The sequence below is a fragment of the Citrobacter europaeus genome (genome assembly GCA_020099315.1).
GTDB classification, from domain to species: domain Bacteria; phylum Pseudomonadota; class Gammaproteobacteria; order Enterobacterales; family Enterobacteriaceae; genus Citrobacter; species Citrobacter europaeus.
This window is the reverse complement of record CP083650.1, coordinates 3,897,465-3,918,212: the sequence shown is the minus strand read 5'-3', so window position 1 is coordinate 3,918,212 and position 20,748 is coordinate 3,897,465. Positions and strand designations below refer to the sequence as shown.

The window sequence follows — 20,748 nt, the reverse complement described above, 5'->3', positions numbered from 1 at the left end:
GGTTAAATAATAGCAGGCTTATAATAAGCATGTAGGTCAGAGATTTAATGGGTATTAATAATTATTAATTAAGTTCCGGTAAACTATTTTCTTCTGCAGAATCTACCGGTTGCCCTGACGGCGGCGGTGTGATTTTTAGAATATTCATTAATTCACCGGTGCGTTCGCTAATTCGATAGCCGCTGGTCATTGCCAGATAACGTAATTCAACAAGGCGACGTTTAGAGGAGAACACTTCATTTTCACTATCGAGTAAATCCAGCAGGGTACGTTCGCCAAGACTGAATTGATCCTGATAAGCCGTGCGCACTTTGACGCTTCGGTCGGCATATTCTTCTGCAGAAGGAAGCTGGGCGCGTGCGTTTTGCAGCGCTGTCCAGGCCAGGCGCAGCTCCTGATTCAACTGGCGAAGCGTGTTATTGCGCACATCCTGAGCCTGCTTGTGCAGATAAGCGCGGGAGTTCATATTGGCTTTGTCGCTGCCGCCCTGGTACAGGTTGTAATGCAGTTTAACCATCGCCTCCCATTCTTCGGTTTGTGCGCGGGTGGTATCGGTGTTGTTGCTAATCCCGCGGGAAAGCTCTACGTCTACGCGTGGATAGAAAGTTGATTTCGAGGCCTCATATTGCTGGTGCGCAGCTTCGATATCCGCATTGGCGGACTTCAGTAATGGATTATTTTTCTCCATTCGGCTTTTGGCTTCTTCCAGCGAGGTCGGCAGATGAGAGTCAATGCTCTCTGGCTGGCTTAAGCCCTGCGGATCCATGCCCGTTACGCTGACAAAGGTGGTTTTCGCGTCTTCCAGATTGGTCTGCTCGGTCAGCAGATTGTTACGCGCCTGGGCCAGACGCGCTTCGGCCTGCATAAAGTCTCCGGAGCGACCAACGCCCTGATCGGTACGCAGTTTTATCTGGTCGTAAATGCGCTCATGATTCGCCAGGTCGTCTTCTGCAAGGCGCACAAACTCTTCGCGTTGCAGCACATCGAAATAGGCCTGAATTACGGCATAAGCGGTACTTTCGCTGGTGTTCATTACGCCGTAGGCGCGCGAGTCAACGGTCGCTTTTTGCCGCGCCACTTCGCTATTGGTGGCAAAACCGTTGAACACATTTTGCTCAAGGCTGAGAGTCGCTTCGTTAGGCGATTGAGTCAGACCGTTATTGCGACCTGCCGCGCGGGTAGTCGCATCATCAACATTTTTGCGCCCGGCTTCTGCGTTCAGATTCAGGGACGGTAAATAGCCGCCTTGTGCCGCCCGCAGTTCTTGCTCTGAGGAATAACGGCTATTTATTGCGGCATTAACTTCTGGATGATTCGCTAATGCTTCTTTAACGGTATTTTGTAAGTCTTCTGCAATTGCTACATTTATTGAAAAGCACGAAAGCAGAAAAACTAAAAACTTCTTCATGACATGAATGCCTTATATCTCACGGTTATGACATCCAGTTGTCGTCGCTATCATCCATTTTTACAAATGCGTTATATTAATTAACAAATATGAATTATCTTAATTAATGGCTGTTATCAGCTATTCGACGACATGTTTTGTCACATCGTGTTTTATTTTTGGTTATTTTTTATTATATTTATTTGCCAGTCAAGTCTCATGTAATTGCATTCAATAAAATGTGTTTTTTTCTACATTGAGATATTAATGTTTACATTAAATTAATGTGATATTTGTTCGTTAATATATTAGCGAGTTTATAAAAATAATGATGATATTTAAGTGAGGTTACGGTGAGCAAATTACTCGGTGTGATCAAAGCAATCATTGGACAGGTTTACGTTATTGATGCCAATGGCGCACAACGACAGGTTCATGAAGGCGACAGGGTATATAGCGGTGAAGAAATTGTGACCGGCGCCAGCGGCGCGGTAAGCGTCTCTTTACCTGACGGAAAAACGCTGGATATCGGGCGTAACAGCCACTGGGGCGAGCATGGGTTACAGGCCAGCCATAACCCGGAGAGTAGTGCCCAGGATATTGCCGCCGCACAAAAAGCCATTGCCGAAGGCGCTGATCCGACGCAGGTGCTGGAAGCCACCGCTGCAGGTAATGAAGCGCCGATAACATTAGAGGGCGGCGGAGGCGGTCATACTCTGGTGCAGCTTGAATTGACCGGGCAGGTGGTTGATCCGACAGCAGGTTTTAACACTCAAGGTCTCGGTAGTCCGGGCTGGGATATCAATCTGCCGATAGGAGGCGTGACCGAGGGCTCCGCGAATATTTTCCCGCCAGAAGTGCAAATTACCGAGTTTGCCGGCAACGATGGTTTTATTAACAAAAGCGAATTTCACCAGACCCATTTAAGTGGCACCAGTAATCAAAATCACGTCACGCTTACCTTCACCGATAGCCAAAAAAACACATTCACCGTAACTGTTCCGGTTAACAACGGGCACTGGAATATTGCTACCGATCTGGCAGGACTGGTACCTGGAAATGTAACAGTTGTGGCAATCGCGACCGATGTGACGGGACGGACGGCGGAAAGTTTTGACCATGCGCTGATTGATATTACTGGACCAAATATCAGCATTAGCGTTGAAAATGTCACGCCGGATAACCTCATAAACTTCGAAGAGTCACGCCAACCGCAAACGTTAATCCACGGGATTGTCGGCGGTGATGCAAGGCCTGGCGATCTCATTTCCTTACTGGTCGATGGCCGGGAATATACCGGCGTTGTTACCGACCCGGGGACAGGGACTCTGACTTATACCATCCCGGTGCTGACTCAGGGATTATTGAATGACCCGAACATTCACGCCACGTTAACCTCTGTCGACGATGCCGGAAACAGCACCACGGTTTCTACCGATCATCACGTCAACAACGATCTGTTTGCGCAAAATGCCGTGACCATTGAAACGGTGGCGAATGATGATGTCGTCAACGCCAATGAGTTTCGTATGCCGACCGTTATTTCAGGCGTTGCCAGCGGTGATGCGAAAGCGGGCGATCCGGTAACGCTGACCATTCAGGGCAAAGCGTTTCACGGCACGGTTTTCGACGATCATGGTCAGCTACGCTATGAAATTGTGGTGCCTTCCGCAACCCTGAAGGAAGGTGCGAACGATGTGCAGGTGACGCTGGTCAGCCATGACGCTGTAGGTAATGAAGCCACCGCCGTAACGCATCGCACTGTGGTGCTGGATACTCAGGCGCATAACGCGCTGTCCATCGACAATGTGACCGACGATAACACCCTGAATCGTGTAGAGCTGTATATGCGCAACCAGGTGATTTCCGGCACAGTGAGTGGCGAAGACGCCAAAGTTGGCGACCCGCTGCAACTGGAGATTAACGGTCATCAGTACCACGCTCAGGTTATCTCCCTTGGCAATAACAGGCTGGGATACCGTGTTGCGGTGAGCTCATCTGACTTTGCAAATAACAGCACGCCGGTTGATGGTAACGTGGAAGTGAAGGTTACAGTCACCTCTCACGATGCGGCGGGCAACCTGGCGATTGCCACCGATACTCACAGCGTACACATTGATAATCTCGCGACTAATCAGGTCAACATTGGCGCGGTAGCGACGGACGATGTGGTCAACGCCATTGAAAACCGTATGACCACGCTGATTAGCGGCGTGGCGGGCGGTGATGCCAAAGCGGGCGACGCGGTTGTCGTTAGCGTGCAGGGGCTTAAATTTGCCGGAACGGTGGTCGATGATAACGGCCAGATGCGTTACGAAGTGGCATTACCGAAAGGGACGCTGCTGGAAGGTAAAAACGATGTGGTGGTGACCCTGGTCAGTCACGATGCGGCAGGTAACGAAGTAACGGCGATCGCGCACCGTACCATCATGCTGGACACTCAGGCGCACAACTCTCTGACAATTAATGATGTAGACAGCGATAACACCCTGAATCGGAGTGAGCTGTACTCACGTAACCAGGTCATCTCCGGCTCCATCGGCAGCAATGAAGATGCTAAACCTGGCGATCCGGTTCAACTCGAAATTAACGGTCACCAGTACCGCGGGGAGGTTATCGATTTAGGCAACAATACGCTGGGCTACCGTATCACGGTAGACACTTCAGACTTTGCCAACAACAGCGTACCGATTGACGGTAATGTGGAAGTGAAGGTCACGGTTACCTCTCACGATGCGGCGGGTAACCTGGCGATCGCCACCGACACCCACAACGTGCACATTGATAACTTTGCCACCAACCAGGTCAGCATCGACGCGGTAGCGACGGATGACGTAGTCAACGCCATTGAAAACCGCATGGTAACGCTGATTAGCGGTGCAGCCGGCGGTGATGCCAGAGCAGGCGATGTGGTCACTGTTAGCATGCGTGGGCAAAACTATACCGGAACGGTCGTTAATGATAACGGCCAGTTGCGCTATGAAGTTGCACTGCCGAAGACGGCCTTGCTGGAAGGCAAAAATGAGGTGGCGGTAACGCTTGTCAGCCATGATGCGGTGGGGAATGAAGTTACCGCTCTGGCGCATCGCACCATCACGCTGGACACGCAGGCGCATAATACTGTCCGTATACATGACGTCACTGTAGATAATGCGTTGAATTATCAAGAGCTAACGGCGGCTAAACAGACGATTACCGGTTTTGTTGGCGGTGAAGATGCGAAGGTCAACGATCCGGTCTTACTGGAGATAAACGGCCATCAGTACAGCGGTAAGGTGATTGATTTTGGCCGCGGAAAACTGGGGTACAGCATCGATGTAGACTCGTCTGCATTCGCCGATAACAGCGGTCATGTGCTGACGAATGTGAAAATTACCGCAATGGTGACTTCTCATGACGCCGCGGGTAACCTGGCGATCGCGACCGATTCCCATAAAGTTCATATCGATAACTACGCGGAAAACACCCTCAAGATTGACGCAGTGGCGACGGACAATGTGGTCAACGCCAGTGAAAACCGGATGCCCACCATTATTAGTATCGTAGCCGGTGGCGATGCCCGGGAGGGGGATGCGGTAAAAATAAGCGTTCATGGGCAAGACTTTAACGGCACGGTGGTCAACGATAACGGTCAGCTACGCTATGAAGTGGTTCTGCCGCATGGAACCTTGCATGAAGGTAAGAATGCGGTAGTTGCGACCCTGTTGAGCCATGACGCGCTGGGCAACGCAGTGACCAGTGAGTCGCACCGGATTATCACGGTTGATACTCATGCGCAAAACGCTATCTCACTGGATAACATTGCCACGGACAATGTCATCAATTTCCAGGAACTGTCTGCGGCAACACAGCGCATTACCGGCATCGTCGATGGTGAAGATGCGAAAGTTGGCGATCCCATTCAACTGGACGTTAATGGTCATCAGTACGCAAGCCAGGTCATTGACCTTGGTCACGGGCATCTGGGTTACCGCATTGATGTTGACTCATCAGCCTTTGCGAATAATAGCGTCCATGTGTTAACGGATGTCGATGTGCATGTCACTGTCACCTCTCATGATGCGGCGGGTAACCTTGCCATCGCTACCGATAGCCATAAAATTCACATCGATAATTTTGCCAAAAACGAGGTAACGACTGATGTAGTGGCATCGGATGATGTGGTGAACGCCATTGAAAACCGCATGCCGACGCTGATTAGCGGTATCGCGAAAGGTCTGGATGCCAAAGCGGGTGACGTGGTGACTGTTCACGTGCAGGGGCAAAATCAGGACTTTAGCGGCACGGTGGTTAACGAGCACGGCGTTCTGCGCTACGACGTGTTTGTTCCAACGGGTGTGTTGCAGGAAGGCAGCAACGACGTGATGGTGACGCTGGTCAGCCACGACGCTGCGGGCAATCAGGCGGTGGCGGTAGAGCATCGAAGCGTTACGCTGGATACGCAAGCGCAAAGCACCGTCACTATTGATAGCGTCACTGATGACAACAACCTTAACCATCTTGAGCTGGATACGCCGATGCAGCTCATCAGCGGTAAGGTCGGCGGTGATGCGCAGGTTGGCGATGCGGTGATCGTAGAAATCAATCACCAGACGTTTAACGGCAAGGTGATTGATCTCGGGGGCGGTCACTTAGGCTATCAGGTCCCGGTCGACTCAACGGCGTTCAGCGATAACAAAGGTAACCAGGATAAAAATGTGACCGTGAGCGTCACGGTTATCTCCCACGATGCGGTTAAAAATGAGGTCATTACCACCGCAACCCATGACGTCCATATTGATAACCATGCCGGGGCCAGAATTACCGTTGATACGGTAGCGGGCGATGACAAGCTCAACGGTGCAGAAGCCGCGAAACACCTCACTGAGGTGATGGGGACGGTTGGCGGCGGCGATGTGCATGTCGGGGATAAAGTTCAGGTTATCGTACATGGACATACCTACGAAACAACCGTTCAGCGACTCCCGGAGCATAACAATGCGCTGGGATATAAGCTGGACGTTCTGAGCCGCGATCTGGTCAAAGACCCGCATATCGTGGCCCGCGTAGTCGGCGAAGATAATGTGCATAATTTCCAGAAAGCGGAGATATCGCACGATCTGGTGGTTGATTTACATGCGAAAGCCATGCTGACAATTGATCCCGTCACTGGCGACAATATGATTAATGGCGATGAATCAAAACAGCCATTCACGTATGTAACCGGGAAAGTGGCTGGGGACGTTCATGTCAATGACGTTGTTTACCTTACCGTGAATGGTCACGTCCTGACGGGGAAAGTGAGTGACGTAGGAGGCGGGGTTCTCGGCTACAGCATTAAAGTCAGTACTGCCGACCTGATCTCCGATCCGCATTTAACCGCGACGGTCAGCACCACTGATGGCGCGGGCAACCCGGCTACGGCCAATGCAGAAACCACCGTTATTATCGATACCCGTGTGGATGCGCAGATAACCATTGATGCCGTGACGCCGGATAATACGCTGAACCTTGCTGAGCAAATGCATGGCTATACGATAGTGAGCGGTACGGTGAGCGGTGAAGTTCATCCGGGCGATCCGTTCACCATGACCATCAATGGACACAACTATTCAGGCGTGGTGGAAGATCGCGGCAATCAGCAGATGGGCTTCCATATTCCGGTTGCCACGGCCGATCTGGTTGCCGATCCGCATATCGACGTCACCATGGATATCACGGACGATGCCCTGAACCATGCGCAAATTACAGCGCATCATACGGTTACGCTGGACGCTGAAGCGAAAGCCTCAATCACTATCGATCCGGTAACGGGCGATGATGTATTGAATCAGATTGAATTAGGGCAAACCACGACGATCGTCAGCGGTACGGTCGGTGGCGATGCAAAAATTAATGATGTGGTGCACCTGAATATTGGTGGCCATACGGTTGATGCCACCGTGGTGGACCTGCCAAATCTGGGAACGTTGGGTTACGCCATTAAGGTGGATACCCAGTGGCTGCAAAACGATCCGCATATTACTGCAACCATCACCACTACCGATGCGGCAGGTAATAACGCGACGGCAGATGCGCACAGTACCGTGGTCATTGACGATAAGATTGACGCGATTGTGCATATTGATCCGATCTTCACCGGTAGCGGTGGTGGGGTGATTAACCACGACGCAGCCCTTAATCCGCAAACGACGGTTACGGGTACGGTGGGAGGCGATGTCAAAATCGGCGATACCGTTGAGTTGACCATCAATCATCAGATCTACTATGCGCAGGTGGAAGATCACGGCGGCCAGCGGGCTTTCAGCACTAAGGTGTCGACCCTGGATCTGCTTCTGGATCCGAACATCCATGCCGAAGTAACGGCAAAAGATGACGCAGGCAATATTGCACACGGGCACGATGACATGCCTGTGGTGGTTGATACCGTTGCAGATGCCGGGATAACGATTGACTCTGCGATGTCTCAGGGGGGTCAAAGCCTCAATCCGCACGGACGTCCCGAATTCATCACGGTAACGGGGCATGTTGATCCAGACGCACAGTCTGGCGATGTGGTTACGGTCGATGTCGGCGGCGGCCAGTTGCAAACTAATGTGATCACGCTGCCGGATGGAAAGCTGGGTTACACGTTTAATGTTGTTTCAGGGGCCTGGCATGATGACGGTAATATCACGGTATCCATCACCACTCATGATGATCATGGCAATACGGCAACGGCGGTAGAACATAAGTTTATTGACCTTCCATGGTTAGGCAATATCGCTGTTCCAGCCAATACTCCTTATGGTATGCACACCCCGTCGACAACAGGTACTGGCACCACACCGCCGCACCAACCGACCGTGCATCTCACCGTTGATAAAGTGGCGGGCGATGACGTTCTCAACCACGATGAAGCGCAAAAAGGAACCACGGCTATCCGAGGTCTGGTCACCGGCGACGTTCAGTCCGGAGACAATGTTATTGTCACCATCAATCATGTGCAGTACTCCGGGCACGTCATGACTATCCCGACGATGCCGGGGCAACTGGCATACGAAGTGGATGTGCCGACGAGTGAACTGCAGGCGCATCCAACGTTTGATGTCTCTGTTACGGCGGGGATTGCGACAGACTCGGTGCAGAAAACCATCACCATCGACACGGATAACCCGCTGCAGATAACGATGGATAAGATTGCCGGTGATGATGTTATCAATGCGGCGGAAGCGCAAAGCGGTAAAACCACCATCAGCGGTACGGTAAGCGGTGAAGGGATTCATGACGGGAGCGTGGTGAGCCTGCAGGTTAATGGCAATACGCTGACCGCGGTAGTGCATGATGATAAACACGGACACTGGGCCTGGTCCACGAAGGTCAGTATCAACGACCTGCATAATGATCCGGATGTTGTCGCGACGGTATTGGCGACGGATGCTCATGGCAATCAGGGCAGTGCCTCCGCCAGCAGCCATGTCGTGGTCGATCTGAGCGCTAATGCTGGCGTGACGATTGATAAAATTGCCGATGACAATGTGCTTAATGCGCAGGAGTCGCAGCAGCATAAGATGACCGTAACGGGGTCGGTCTCAGGAGATGTGCACCCGGGCGATAAGGTGACGCTGACGGTTAACGGCAACCCTTATGCGGCGACTGTCGATAATAATCATCACTACAGCGTGGATATCTACACCCAAGACCTGCTGGCCGACAGCGCCATTGTCGCCACCGTTTCAGGATATGACGATCACGGTAACGTGCAGCCAGCCAGTTTCACGCAGGGCTACTCGATTGATAAAACGGCAGGCGGCAGTGTGACCATCAACACCGTCGGCGGCGACGATATTATCAATGCTGATGAAGTGAAAGGCGGTAGCGTTGAGGTGAGTGGTACGGTGGATGGCGATGTGCATCTCGGTGATAAAGTTGCCATTCTCATCGATGGCGTCACGGTACATACGCGTGTTATTGAGCTGCCGCATATGAACGGACAGCTGGGCTACAAAGCGATGGTGAGCACGACTGGACTGCAAAACGACCCAACTATCCATGTGAGTGTGCAAGGACAGGATTCGGCGTTGAACCCAATGCATGCCGTGAACGACAAAACGGTCACTATCGACACGCAGCTGAATGCCGCCATCATACTGGATGACGTGACGACAGACGACGTGCTGAATGACCTGGAAACGCAGCAAGCGAAAACCATCATCAGCGGTCATGTGACGGGAGATGTAGACGTCGGCGATCAGGTGACTGTCACGGTTAACGGTAAAGATCTGGTTGCTGATGTGAAAGACAGCAGTGGTCAAAAAGTGTTTAGCGTCGAGGCCAGTACGGCCGACCTGCTTCACGATCAAAATATTACCGCTCATGTCATTGCCCACGATGATTCCGGCAACCATGGAAAAATCGATACCAGTAAGGCCATCACCATTGACAGGACCGCTGCGGGAACGATGGATATTGATAATGTCACCCAGGATAACGTTCTCAATCATCAGGAACTCACTGGAGCGACGGTGAGGGTAACCGGGCATCTTGGCGGTGATGTGGATGTGTGGGATTCGATCAAATTAAACATTGGCGGTCAGGAATTTACCGGTTCGGTAGATACGCTGAGCAATGGCGATCGGGTTTATCACGTTGATGTGGACAGTCATGTCATGGAAGTGAACACCACATTTTCGGTGGAGGTCAAAGGCCATGATGCGCCGGGCAATCCGTATTCAAAGACAACGTCCCACAGCTATTCGGTTGATCAACAGGCAGACGCCACGCTTATCGTCGATAAAGTTACCGGGGATAACCATATCTCACGCGCGGAATCACAGCATACCGTCACGCATATTACCGGCAGCGTGAGCGGTGATGTGCATGATGGCGAGCATATTAAAGCGCTGGTAAATGGTCACCAGTACGATGCCATTCTTCATCAGGGCAATAATGGGCTGACCTATGACATTGAGGCCGATACCTCCGCATTCCGTGCAGGTCATAACCGGGTAAACGTATTGGTTGAGGCGCATGATGACCACGGCAATACTACGCCTTATAGCCAAACGCTGAACGTGACGATGGACGATCCCACGCCAGTGAAAGGACATACGGTGGATAAAGGGAATCATGCTGCGATGCAACATGCGCTGCATAACCTGTTCGATGACAATGCATTGTCTCTGTCTTACGCGCCAGCAGCAACCGGGCACGGCCAAGCGACAGCCGTGCTCAGCGCTGACGATAAGGCGAAGGGCGTACTCGAAAAAGTCGATCTCAGCGATCTGGCGCGCGAACTGCATGAAGGCGTAGATATTGCGAAGTACATTCAAAGCGGCGGCGATCATCACTTGATCGCCAGTCCGGCAAAAGTGGCGCATGGAATAGATACCGCGCTGTCTGGTCCGGCAAGTAGCGAGATGCATTCTCCGAGCTACTCGTTAGATCACCTGATTGCTAAACCCGATCAAAACCACACCCACTAACGATTGCCTGCTGCCTTGCGTAAACAGGGCAGCAGCATCTTGCAAAATGAAAAGGCATTGATATGAATTCTGATTCATCTGCTGCAAACGTGCAGGCAGAAGGCGGGGCAAAAAGCCCGGAAAATGGCAACCAGCAGGCTTTAGCGACGTTGCAAAAAAGCGACCTCGAGATGGTGCGCGTGCTCGACGATCTGATTTACCTGTTGATGCGTAAAGGCGTGATTGCCATTACCGATCTCCCGCCGATGGCGCAGGTTAAATTATTGAATCGTGCGAACGCGCGCCAGGAACTTGGCGGGTTAGAACAACTACTAGGCGGTGATGATCGTATTTTTTAGCTGACGCAGGCAGTGAGTTTGTTGGCCGGATAAGCGAAGCGCCATCCGGCAACATACAAGCGTATCAAGGCTGCCTGCTTTTATCAGAGCGGTGCGGGTTCACCTAATAATTGGCCCATTGCGCCATCAATCCCTAACTCCTGCAATACCTTCAGTTCGCCTTGTGTTTCAACCCGTTCGGCAATGAGCGGCAAGTCAATACTGCGCGTGGCGCTGCATAATACTTCAATAAATAAACGCTTATCGTTTTCTTCATCAATATTGCGGATATAGCTGCTGTCGATTTTCAGGTAAGCAAGTCCCCACTGTGACAGATGGCCGATCATATCGAAACGACTACCGAAGTGTTGCAGACCCAGCGCGCAGCGGTGCTGACTGACGGCTTTAACAAACGCCGCCATTTGATAAGGGCCTGGCAGTTGGTTCTCATCCAGTTCCAGAATCAACTGACTGGCTAATTTCGGTGAATAACGCAGCGGGTGGAGCAGCTCAGCAATGGCGGTCGCACTGGCGACAGAGCTCCCGGAGATACTCAATGCCAATTTTCCGGGCGCGGTTTTCAACTGATTCAACGTTAGTTTCAGCATCACTTTATCGAGGCGTTGGCTCCAGCCAAAGCGGTGGATCCACGGCAGGAATCGACCGGCGGTAAGGGTATTACCTTGTTCATCAATGATGCGCGACAGCACCTTGTAATGCAGAATTTTGTCGGGCTGGCGGCAATCGACCACCGGCTGATAAACCAACTGGAACTGCTGGTTTTCCAGCGCATGCTCCAGACGAACAAACCACAAATGCTGATCTTCTGTACTCGCAGGTACCTCTGCGGTGGGAACGACCTGATGATCGGTGCGCGTTTCGGCTTCTACCAGCAGGCGATCGGCCTGAATCAGCAATGACTGGGCGTTATCTCCGGCGCTAAACGGCACCATGCTGGTGTAGGCCACCGGCTGTTGGTCTGACATCCCGGTGGCGTAAAAGGCCGTCAGCTTTTGGCCGAGCGAATGGGACAAGTCCAGCATTTCACCGTGGGTCACGCCAGGACATAGCAGGGCAAACTCACCGCCGCGAATTCGGGCCAGCGTACTGTCGAGAGAGGCATATTTTTCTTTATGCGCGTTCAGCAGGTTGGCGATATTGAGCAACAGCTTATCGGTATGCGGCCCGCCAAAACGCTGATTCAGACCGCCCAAATCCTGAATGCGGACCAGCAACAGATATCCCGGCGCGGTATCGGCGTCGCTTAGCCGCGCCTGAAGCTGCATATCGAACGCCCGGCGGTTGGCAATTCCAGTCTGGCTGTCGAGATAAGCCTCATTGTGCAGACGTTCGCTGTAGATAGCTTGTTCTTCAAATAACGACTTGAGCTTCGCAGCCATCAAATTCATAGCGCCCACAACGCGGCGCAATTCTGGCGTTTTGGGCAACTCGTGGAGCGTCAGAAACTCGCGGCGGGTAATCGCTTCCGACTGCTTTGCCAGATAATTGAGCGGGCGTAGCAGCTTGCGCAGCAGTAGACTACCGGCGAATAAACAGGCGAGGCTGCAGGACAGCATCCACAACAGATTACCCAGGGTATTGTCCCACAGACGCTGTACGGCAAAGATAGGATCGCTGGTCACTTCAACCCGTGCAGCCTGCTGCCAGCCGCGCATAATCGTTGCCTCACCGGTTTGCGGAGTGACATCCACCAGATCAACGAACCAGCCTGGGACGTCGGGAATAGATGACGCAGCGCTGCGCTCAAGCATCATTTTGCCGTTTGCCAGGTCGACGATGCGGATTTTTTTGTAGTAACCGCTATCGAAAATAGAGCTCACCATCAGCTCGATCATTGCCGGGTCGTTGACGTTGGGCGTCAGCGAAACGCCCAGCGCCGTTGCCGCATCCTGGGCATGTGAAAGAAGTTGGTTATTGGATTGATTGCGGGAACTCTCCAGCGTCACAATAAAATTGCCGCTGAATACAACCATCATAAAGAGAGAGATTGCCAGAAGTAACTGTTTAAAAAGAGACACGGGCGATTCCTATTTATCCATCGGGAAGCCTTCTTCCCGCATTTTGGTGAAAACTTGCTGCCAGCGAGATAGCCTTTTGCTGTCCCCAACACGTTTATTGTTCTGATTGCCGGGAAGCCAAAGGCCAGTGTTGTTAAAGGAGTAGACGGGTAATAAATCCATGCGCTGCGTAGCAGGTGAAATAGTGCTGGTCAGGCTGTCGAGCACCAGAGGAATCGCCTCAGGGGTGGCGTACCAGGTCAGCACCATGTGCGCGCGGTTTAAACGCAGGGCTTTAACGTAAGTGATGCGTAGCTTGTCTTCGGAGACACCCAACTGGCGGAGGGTGAAATATTTGGCGATCGCGTAGTCTTCACAATCCGCTTCACCTTTGCGCAGCGACTCAATGGGAGTGGCCCAGTAATCCACGCTGTGCCAGGCATCAATGTCTTCGGTATAACGGATTTTATCGTTAAAGAATTGATTTACGGCGCGTAATTGCGTTTGCTCGTCGGCACTGCGCAACGTAAGCAAAAGCTGTTGCCAGGCGCGGATCCGTTGTTGCGCCTCTGGCGTTGCCGGGCCGTAAAGCGCATCAGACTTCTGCTGAATACTGGCAAAATCCCAGGCCGCACGTAGCGAATGGACCGATAGCAGCAACAGCAGCATCCCGGGGATTTTCCACAGGCGAAGCAGGCGGTGGCGTAAGCTGTTGCTGATAATGTTCAATGGTTATGCTGGCAACTGCCTGGCGATGGATTTTTCATCTTTTCGCAGGTCCAGGGAGACAACCACTTTTTGCGTAATTGCATATTGGTCGGCGAGGCAAAAAAGTCCTTCAGCGTACTGTTAACAAACGCCACAAACTGCAGATCGTTTTTCCTCATCATAATGGCATAGTGCATATCGTTACCGATGCTCTGTGCTGAGACGCTGAACAGTTCGGGTTGTTCGCTATGATTAATCAGCGGCCAGGCGAGAATATCATCAACAAAGAACGCGGCGGATTCATTATGCGCCATCTTCTCAAATGCACCCTTTATGGTAGTGCTGGTAATCGTTGAAATATTAAGATGTTGCTCTCTGTTTGCTTTATTAAATTCCAGCAAATCTTTTGAGCTTCCGGTCAGACTCACCGTGCGTCCTTTAAGATCGGCAATTGACTGGATATTATTTTTACGCAAAGAGATGATGCGCATCTTTGCGGTGTAATAGTTGTCAGAAAACGACACGCTGGAGGTTCGCTCCGGCGCATTGGTATTTACGCCACAGTCCATATCTATTTTACGCGTGTTTAATGCGGAGAAGCGTTCGGCAAAATTCACGGGAATATAATGAATGGTTAGATTGTTGAGCTTCAGATACTGGCGTAACTTATCGGCAATCATGTTACATACCGCGATGGTATACCCCGTGACCTTGCCACTGTTGTCTGTAAAAGAGAACGGCGGCAGCTGGCGATAACCCACGTTTAGCACGCTGCTGTTCTGAATGTGGTCGAGCGTCGCAGCGTTCTGTTGCGCCATCAGCGCGGGGGAAATGACGATGCCTGCCAGTAACAACAGCCATTGCACCGTGCGCTTCATCCTTGTCATCTCACGATTAATTATATTTTTCATAATCAAAACTGATCTTCTTTTTAGCTGCGGTTAATGCTTTCAGGTTGTCTGACATGGGGATGTTTAAATTAATAGCTTGCGGGGCAATGGGAGACAGAAACCATTTATTGTACAGCGCAGTAAATTCGTTGCTGGTCATCAGGGAAGAGAGCGTGGCATCAACGAATTCTTTAAATTCTTTATCGTGTAACGGCAGTAACAAGCCTGCCGGTAGTGGAGCGCTAAGCGCAATGTTGGAAAGTTCATAGTCTTCAGGGTTAGGTGTTTGCGCAATCATCCCTTTCAGTAAAACGGTGCTGGAGATCAGCGCAGAATACTCGCCGTTCTTCAGTTCATTGAAGGCTGTAATGTTATTGGTATCGAGCTGAATATTAATATCCAGGTCATTAGCGGCATTCACTTTTTGCAGTTGTTCAACGTAAATCGTACCACTTTTTACCAGCACGCTATGTCCCGAAAGTTCTGCCAGACTGTCATTACTTTCATTTTTACGCATCACAAAGCGGGTGCTTGAAAAGTAAAACGGCAGTGAAAATTCGCTAATAGTGTGGCGACTTTTCGAATAAAAGGCAGGTATACACATGATGTCTGCCATGTGGTTTTTAATCAGTACAAACTGCGATGCTGAATTGGCTTTTACCCACTTTACATTCAGCTTTTTAAGCTGAAGTTTTGTCTTGAGCGCGCTGACGATACTGTTGCAGATATCGATAGAGAAACCCGCAGGGCGGTTGCCGTTCTGCCAGGAAAAAGGAAACGCATCATCCTGATAACCAAGGGTAATGGTTTTTGTAGTCGCGATCTGCTCCAGCGTGTGCAGTTGCAACTGAGTTCCCGCTAAGCATGGCGTAGCCCCAACCATCAGCAGGGCAACCGCCATCAGCATGCGTTTTGCCAGGCGCAAGATGTCAGACATGGCACAGTCCTTCTTCACTGACCTCTGCGGCAAACGCGGCAAGTACCTCACGTTCACGCAGCGGATAGCTAAAGAAATAGCCCTGTACATTCTGGCATTCAATGGCGCGCAAAATGTCGCGCTGCTGTGCGGTTTCCACCCCTTCAGCGGTAACCGACATATTGTATTTATGGGCAAACTGAATCAGCATCACAATCAAATACTGGCTGGCATTATCCTGCTGGAGCTTATCGACCAACGTGCGCGCGATCTTGATACGCGTGAAGGGATAGATCAGCAGATAGTCCAGCGCCGCGTAGCCGGTTCCTAAATCGTCCATCGCGATTTCAATACCCAGAGAACGGATCTCTTTCAGTACGGGTAAGGCGATCGATTTATCCAGTTTTTCTGATTCGGTGATTTCTATTTCCAGGCGTTCCGCTGAGATCTGGCTGATGCGTAACGCATCTTTAATCACGTCAACCAGTCCGGGGCTGTGCAACTGGTAGGCCGAGATATTAACGGCAACTCTGACATGCTCTGGCCATTTGGCTGCGGCTTCGCAGGACTGGCGAATAATCCATTCGCCTAAACGCACAATCAGGCCGGAGCTTTCGGCGATATTGATAAAATAATCGGGATAAATCAGCCCCTTAGTGGGGTGATTCCAGCGGATCAGCGATTCGTAGCCATAAACGCTTTCATCTTGCAGATTAATAATCGGCTGGTAATGAAGTTCGAACTCCTTGTTATCAATACCATCGATAATTTCCTGATTAATGAACAGGCTGTGGGTTTGCATCATCACCATGCCGTCTTCGAAGAAGTGGTAGCAACCCCGGCCATGATGTTTAGACGCGTACATGGCAAGGTCGGCATTGATCATGAGCGTTGAGGTAGTATTCCCCTGTCTGGGCGCGGTGGTAATACCGATGCTACAGCTGATAGAAAAAGTATGAGAACTCCAGGTAAACGGGGTGCTCAGCGCGCGGATGATACGCTTCGCCAGCCGATTCGCTTCTTTGATGGCGTTGTCGTCGACATGTTGCAGGATGGCGAATTCATCACCGCCCAGACGCGCCGCAATATCGTTGGGACCCAGCAATAACTGCAGACGTTGGGCAACGCTGATTAACAGTTCATCGCCCGCTTTATGGCCAAAGGTATCGTTCACCGGCTTGAAGTTGTCGAGGTCAATCAACAGCAGATTGAACGCTCTGTCCTCCAGATGCAGTTCACTAACGCGCTTATCCAACGCCTGGCCGAACGAAACGCGGTTGGGTAATCCGGTGAGTGAATCATGATGGGCCATATGCTCCATCTTCTGCGACATTTCATGCATGCGTTGCAGATAGCCACGCTCTTTCATCGCGACGCGCAGTTTTTCAATGGCCCCGGCCAGATGCCCAATTTCGTCATCCTGATCAAGATAGGGGGTTATGCAATCCGTCTCTTCATGGGCGATGCGGGTGAGGGAGTTTATCAGCAGCGGAACAGGACGGAACAGGCGGCGCATAAACATTGTGACCAGGGCCAGCGTCACCAGTAAAATCAGAACAAAAATGATACTGCTCTTTTTAAGCATCGCGTCGTAGGTGGCATACAACTCGCTTTTTTTACCGATGCTGCTTATCAGGCTCCCGAGGATCTCACCAGAAGGCGTCAAAATAGGTACGGCGCTGATAAAGCACTCTTCGCCATTAATCTGGGCGAAACCAACATAGTAATTGACCAGCACATCGCGCGGCAGGCGGCCTGAGAAGGAGATAATCCCTTCGCCATCTTCTGATTTGTTATTGATGCCAACGAAGCCTTTCTCCGGCGTATAGAGAAACAGCCAGGTGGGGCTGTGCGTCTGAACTGACGCCAGCGCCAGGACGTCTACCGGGTTATAACCGGTTTGCAGGATGGAGTCGGTATCGCCAATCTGTCTGTCGGAGACGATGCGGGATATCTGCCCCGCATCGCTGGTCTCAACCGAAACGGTGGTATACACGCTACGGATGATGTAGGTCATAATCTGCGCATTTGCTTCAGCTCGCTGTACCCACTGCTGATAAGAAAAGTTGTCTATCAGGCTCCAGTTAGTAAAGGCGCCAGCGCTAAAAGCAATAACGATACCCGCCAGCAAGAACTGCGTTATTTTGCCAGTGATGGAATGTTGCCACCCTTTTATTGCTTTAAGGGAAAACAGAGACTTTGCCACGGATTATGTTAATTCCTGAAAAGATTACGCGATACTAAATTTAATTTCTGTTATTACTTAATGGAATATTATTGTTGCAAACAAGTAGATGAAAGATGTGAAACGTAATGACGTAACAAATAACTAACATTGAACCATGGTGAGTAATGACAAAAATAACGGTATGCGAATATAGATAACGCTGCTCTTTTCGTCAACAGGCAAAAGTGTGCATAAAAATACATTTTTCGTTATGCCCTCGACAACATATTAATGTTGACATTAATGCTGTCCGCGAAGCTTTTTTGTGCACACTGGTTGGAGGTGCTAATGGCTTATCACTGGAGTTCTTGTTTTTTTACGTGGCATCAATGAATTAGCTTTTATTTTATCAGGGAAGGACGTGGCATTATCCCTGCGGGATGTCCATTTTTGTCTATAAATGGGTATTTATTTCCTGATTTGATATGAATAAGATGCTCACTTCAATATAGAACCTTATTTTATTTTCTCAGTGCGCGGTCAATGTTGACAATTTTGCTATGGTGCATCGACTGACCCAAAAGGATTTGTTTGTGACATTCGAGTCTGGATTAAAGTCCTATTGGTATAGTGCATAGCGGATAAATTGATTTGGACGCAATAATAAATACAAACACTGTGAAAAACATTCGGGAATGGTGCCTGCCACTTGTTTTACCCGGCCTTTTTTACCCATTGGCACAATATCTTAACGGTTACAGTATTCTCAATAATACTATTTTAACAGTTTACGATCTCCGGCTGGCCGTATTTTCAGCCGCATTAGTCTTGTTTGGTTTTCGGGTGATACCGGGATTTGTTCTGTTCCTTATCGTCATGTTTGCGATCGGCCCGCAAAACCAACGGGTAGATGCGTTGTGCCTGATCGTGGCTTCCACCTTAAGCTACGCCGCTTACCGCAGAGTCACGGGCAGACGCAGTTGCGTTAGCTTTGGTCGTATCAAAATCAGCCTTAATCGTCTGGTCTGGCTGTGTGGCTATAACGTCCTGCTGTATCTGGTGTTGGGCAAAATCTTTGCCATATTTGTCACCCATGGCCAACGACCGGATGTGGATAACTTTCCGGCGTTAAGTCTGGGTATGCTGGTACGCGTTCAGGGGAGCATCAACGGCTGTCTGACGGGTATCCCTTTATTTTACAAGATATATCGAATCATCCGTCGACCATCTTTCCTGCTGACTTTCTGGCGGGCAATTGCTGCACAATGTAAAGGCAATATCAGCGCCTTTGGCGCTATTTCATGGTGCGCCTTACTCTTTTTGTTGATGTTCTTTTTAACATCACCGGACAATCTGAACGTCTTTTTCTCTCTCTATAGCCTGATCTTGCTGTTCCCGTTAATGCTGTGGGGATCCATTAAAATTGGTCATTTGTTCACCATGCTGGTGTGGACCATCGTGGTGATCATTTTAGGCAAACATAACGACAGTTATATCGCCAGCGATGTGGACTTCATTCAGCATCAGGCGCTGGTTTCAACGTTGATCTTTGTCTTTACGCTTACCATCGTGATCATGGGAGTGCTGGCCAAATTTACCCGCCAGCGATTTAACCAGGCGCTTCTGCTCGGCCTGACCGATCCGATGACGGGTATGGCGAATCTGCGTGCGCTGAAGACGGAGCTGTTTACGACTGAGCACGCGACGGTGTGCCTGATACAAATTCCGGAGCTGGAGCTGTTTTCGCGCCGCTATGGCTTTCATTTTCGCGCCCGCTATCAGAAGATCCTCGCCGACCATCTGCGCCAACACCTGGTTAAAAGCGAGAAAGTCTATTACCACGCGGGTTACGATCTGCTGATTCGGCTTGAAAATAGTACCTGGGAACGGCTATGCGACTTGTACCAGGCGGCCAATAGTTTTCGGCTTTTTTACAATAACCATCGGCTGGGTTTTCGCAGCGGTTTGGGCTATTGCCTGATTAACGATCTCAGTGATGACATTTATCAGTTGGTGGGGAAGCTGGGCATGGTGGCGGGTTTATCGCTGACCAACGGCAGGCCGGAAAACATTGAGGCGCAGCATAGCCGGATCCTCGGCAACCACATTGTCGATAAAACGGAAATTCGCACCGCGCTGCAAAATGCGCTGGATAACAACGCGTTTGTGCTGATGGCGCAGCCAATCGTCAGTACCAATGGTGAAGCGCCGTATCATGAAATATTGATCCGCATGCTCAACGAACGGGGGGAATTTATTCCTCCGAACAGCTTTCTGCCGGTTGCTCATGATGCGGGGCTGGCGCCTGATATCGATCTCTGGGTTATCGAAAATACCCTGAAATTTATGCGTAACCATCCGCAGCGCTGTTTTTCCATCAACCTGGCGCCGGTGACGGTATGTCGCTCCAATATTATCGCGAAGTTCACCCAGCTCCTGCACGATTACGCGGTGGAGCCGCAGCGAATTATTTTTGAGATAACGGAAGCCGATACGCTTTCAGACAAAGAGCAAACCGTGGAAACGCTTCGTTTAATACGCCAACTGGGATGTCGGGTAGCCATTGATGACTTTGGTACCGGGTTTGCCAGTCATGCCCGCCTGATGAATATCGAAGCAGACATTCTGAAGATCGATGGCTCTTTTATTCGACGGATCACCGAAAGTGAAATCAGCTATTACATCGTCGAGTCATTCTGCCGCGTTGCCGAAATGAAAAATATGCAGGTTGTCGCCGAGTTTGTTGAAAACGCTACGATTCAGGCGTGTCTGGAAAAAATGGATGTGGGGTGGTTACAGGGATATCACATTGGCAAGCCTACGCCGCTGCTTTCGCTGGAATAAGCAGAGCGCGAACTTCTTATGACCAAAAAGAGTCATTTCTTCTCAGGTAGAGAATAAA

The 20,748-nt window shown here is 50.5% G+C and carries 9 protein-coding genes; 3 read left to right on the top strand and 6 right to left on the bottom strand.

Annotation, left to right across the window (positions count from 1 at the left end; genetic code table 11):
- Positions 1–64: 64 nt before the first annotated feature.
- Positions 65–1,408, bottom strand: a complete 1,344-nt coding sequence (locus LA337_18355; protein ID UBI15109.1) for a TolC family outer membrane protein — start codon at positions 1,406–1,408, stop codon at positions 65–67.
- Positions 1,409–1,740: 332 nt separating this feature from the next.
- Between LA337_18355 and LA337_18350 the strand changes: the two genes are divergently transcribed.
- Complete coding sequence (locus LA337_18350; GenBank protein ID UBI15108.1) at positions 1,741–10,830, top strand: retention module-containing protein; 9,090 nt, start codon at positions 1,741–1,743, stop codon at positions 10,828–10,830.
- A 62-nt stretch (positions 10,831–10,892) separates the two neighbouring features.
- Positions 10,893–11,168, top strand: coding sequence for a hypothetical protein (locus LA337_18345; protein UBI15107.1), 276 nt, complete (start codon positions 10,893–10,895; stop codon positions 11,166–11,168).
- A gap of 83 nt (positions 11,169–11,251) precedes the next feature.
- On the opposite strand, the gene LA337_18340 is transcribed toward LA337_18345, so the two are convergent.
- Genes LA337_18340 through LA337_18320 form a run of 5 tightly spaced genes read right to left on the bottom strand, consistent with a single transcriptional unit; the run spans position 11,252 to position 17,885 of the window.
- Complete coding sequence (locus LA337_18340; protein ID UBI15106.1) at positions 11,252–13,186, bottom strand: EAL domain-containing protein; 1,935 nt, start codon at positions 13,184–13,186, stop codon at positions 11,252–11,254.
- A 9-nt stretch (positions 13,187–13,195) separates the two neighbouring features.
- On the bottom strand, positions 13,196–13,834 hold the full coding sequence (locus LA337_18335; GenBank protein ID UBI18511.1) for a transglutaminase-like cysteine peptidase: 639 nt from the start codon (positions 13,832–13,834) through the stop codon (positions 13,196–13,198).
- Between the two features lie 56 nt (positions 13,835–13,890).
- On the bottom strand, positions 13,891–14,784 hold the full coding sequence (locus LA337_18330) for a transporter substrate-binding domain-containing protein (protein UBI15105.1): 894 nt from the start codon (positions 14,782–14,784) through the stop codon (positions 13,891–13,893).
- Positions 14,768–15,700: a transporter substrate-binding domain-containing protein gene (locus LA337_18325; GenBank protein UBI15104.1), complete on the bottom strand. Its 933-nt coding sequence runs from the start codon at positions 15,698–15,700 to the stop codon at positions 14,768–14,770. The genes LA337_18330 and LA337_18325 overlap by 17 nt, the downstream gene beginning before the upstream one ends.
- On the bottom strand, positions 15,693–17,885 hold the full coding sequence (locus tag LA337_18320; GenBank protein UBI15103.1) for an EAL domain-containing protein: 2,193 nt from the start codon (positions 17,883–17,885) through the stop codon (positions 15,693–15,695). The genes LA337_18325 and LA337_18320 overlap by 8 nt, the downstream gene beginning before the upstream one ends.
- A gap of 696 nt (positions 17,886–18,581) precedes the next feature.
- On the opposite strand from LA337_18320, the gene LA337_18315 reads away from it, so the two are divergent.
- Positions 18,582–20,690, top strand: coding sequence for an EAL domain-containing protein (locus LA337_18315; protein UBI15102.1), 2,109 nt, complete (start codon positions 18,582–18,584; stop codon positions 20,688–20,690).
- Positions 20,691–20,748 lie beyond the last annotated feature (58 nt).

What these genes read in the sequence shown, in the direction of transcription:
- LA337_18355 (UBI15109.1), bottom strand. Translation starts at nt 1,408, where the DNA reads ATGAAGAAGTTTTTAGTTTTTCTGCTTTCGTGCTTTTCAATAAATGTA.
- LA337_18345 (UBI15107.1), top strand. Translation starts at nt 10,893, where the DNA reads ATGAATTCTGATTCATCTGCTGCAAACGTGCAGGCAGAAGGCGGGGCA.
- LA337_18335 (UBI18511.1), bottom strand. Translation starts at nt 13,834, where the DNA reads ATGCTGCTGTTGCTGCTATCGGTCCATTCGCTACGTGCGGCCTGGGAT.
- LA337_18330 (UBI15105.1), bottom strand. Translation starts at nt 14,784, where the DNA reads ATGAAAAATATAATTAATCGTGAGATGACAAGGATGAAGCGCACGGTG.
- LA337_18325 (UBI15104.1), bottom strand. Translation starts at nt 15,700, where the DNA reads ATGTCTGACATCTTGCGCCTGGCAAAACGCATGCTGATGGCGGTTGCC.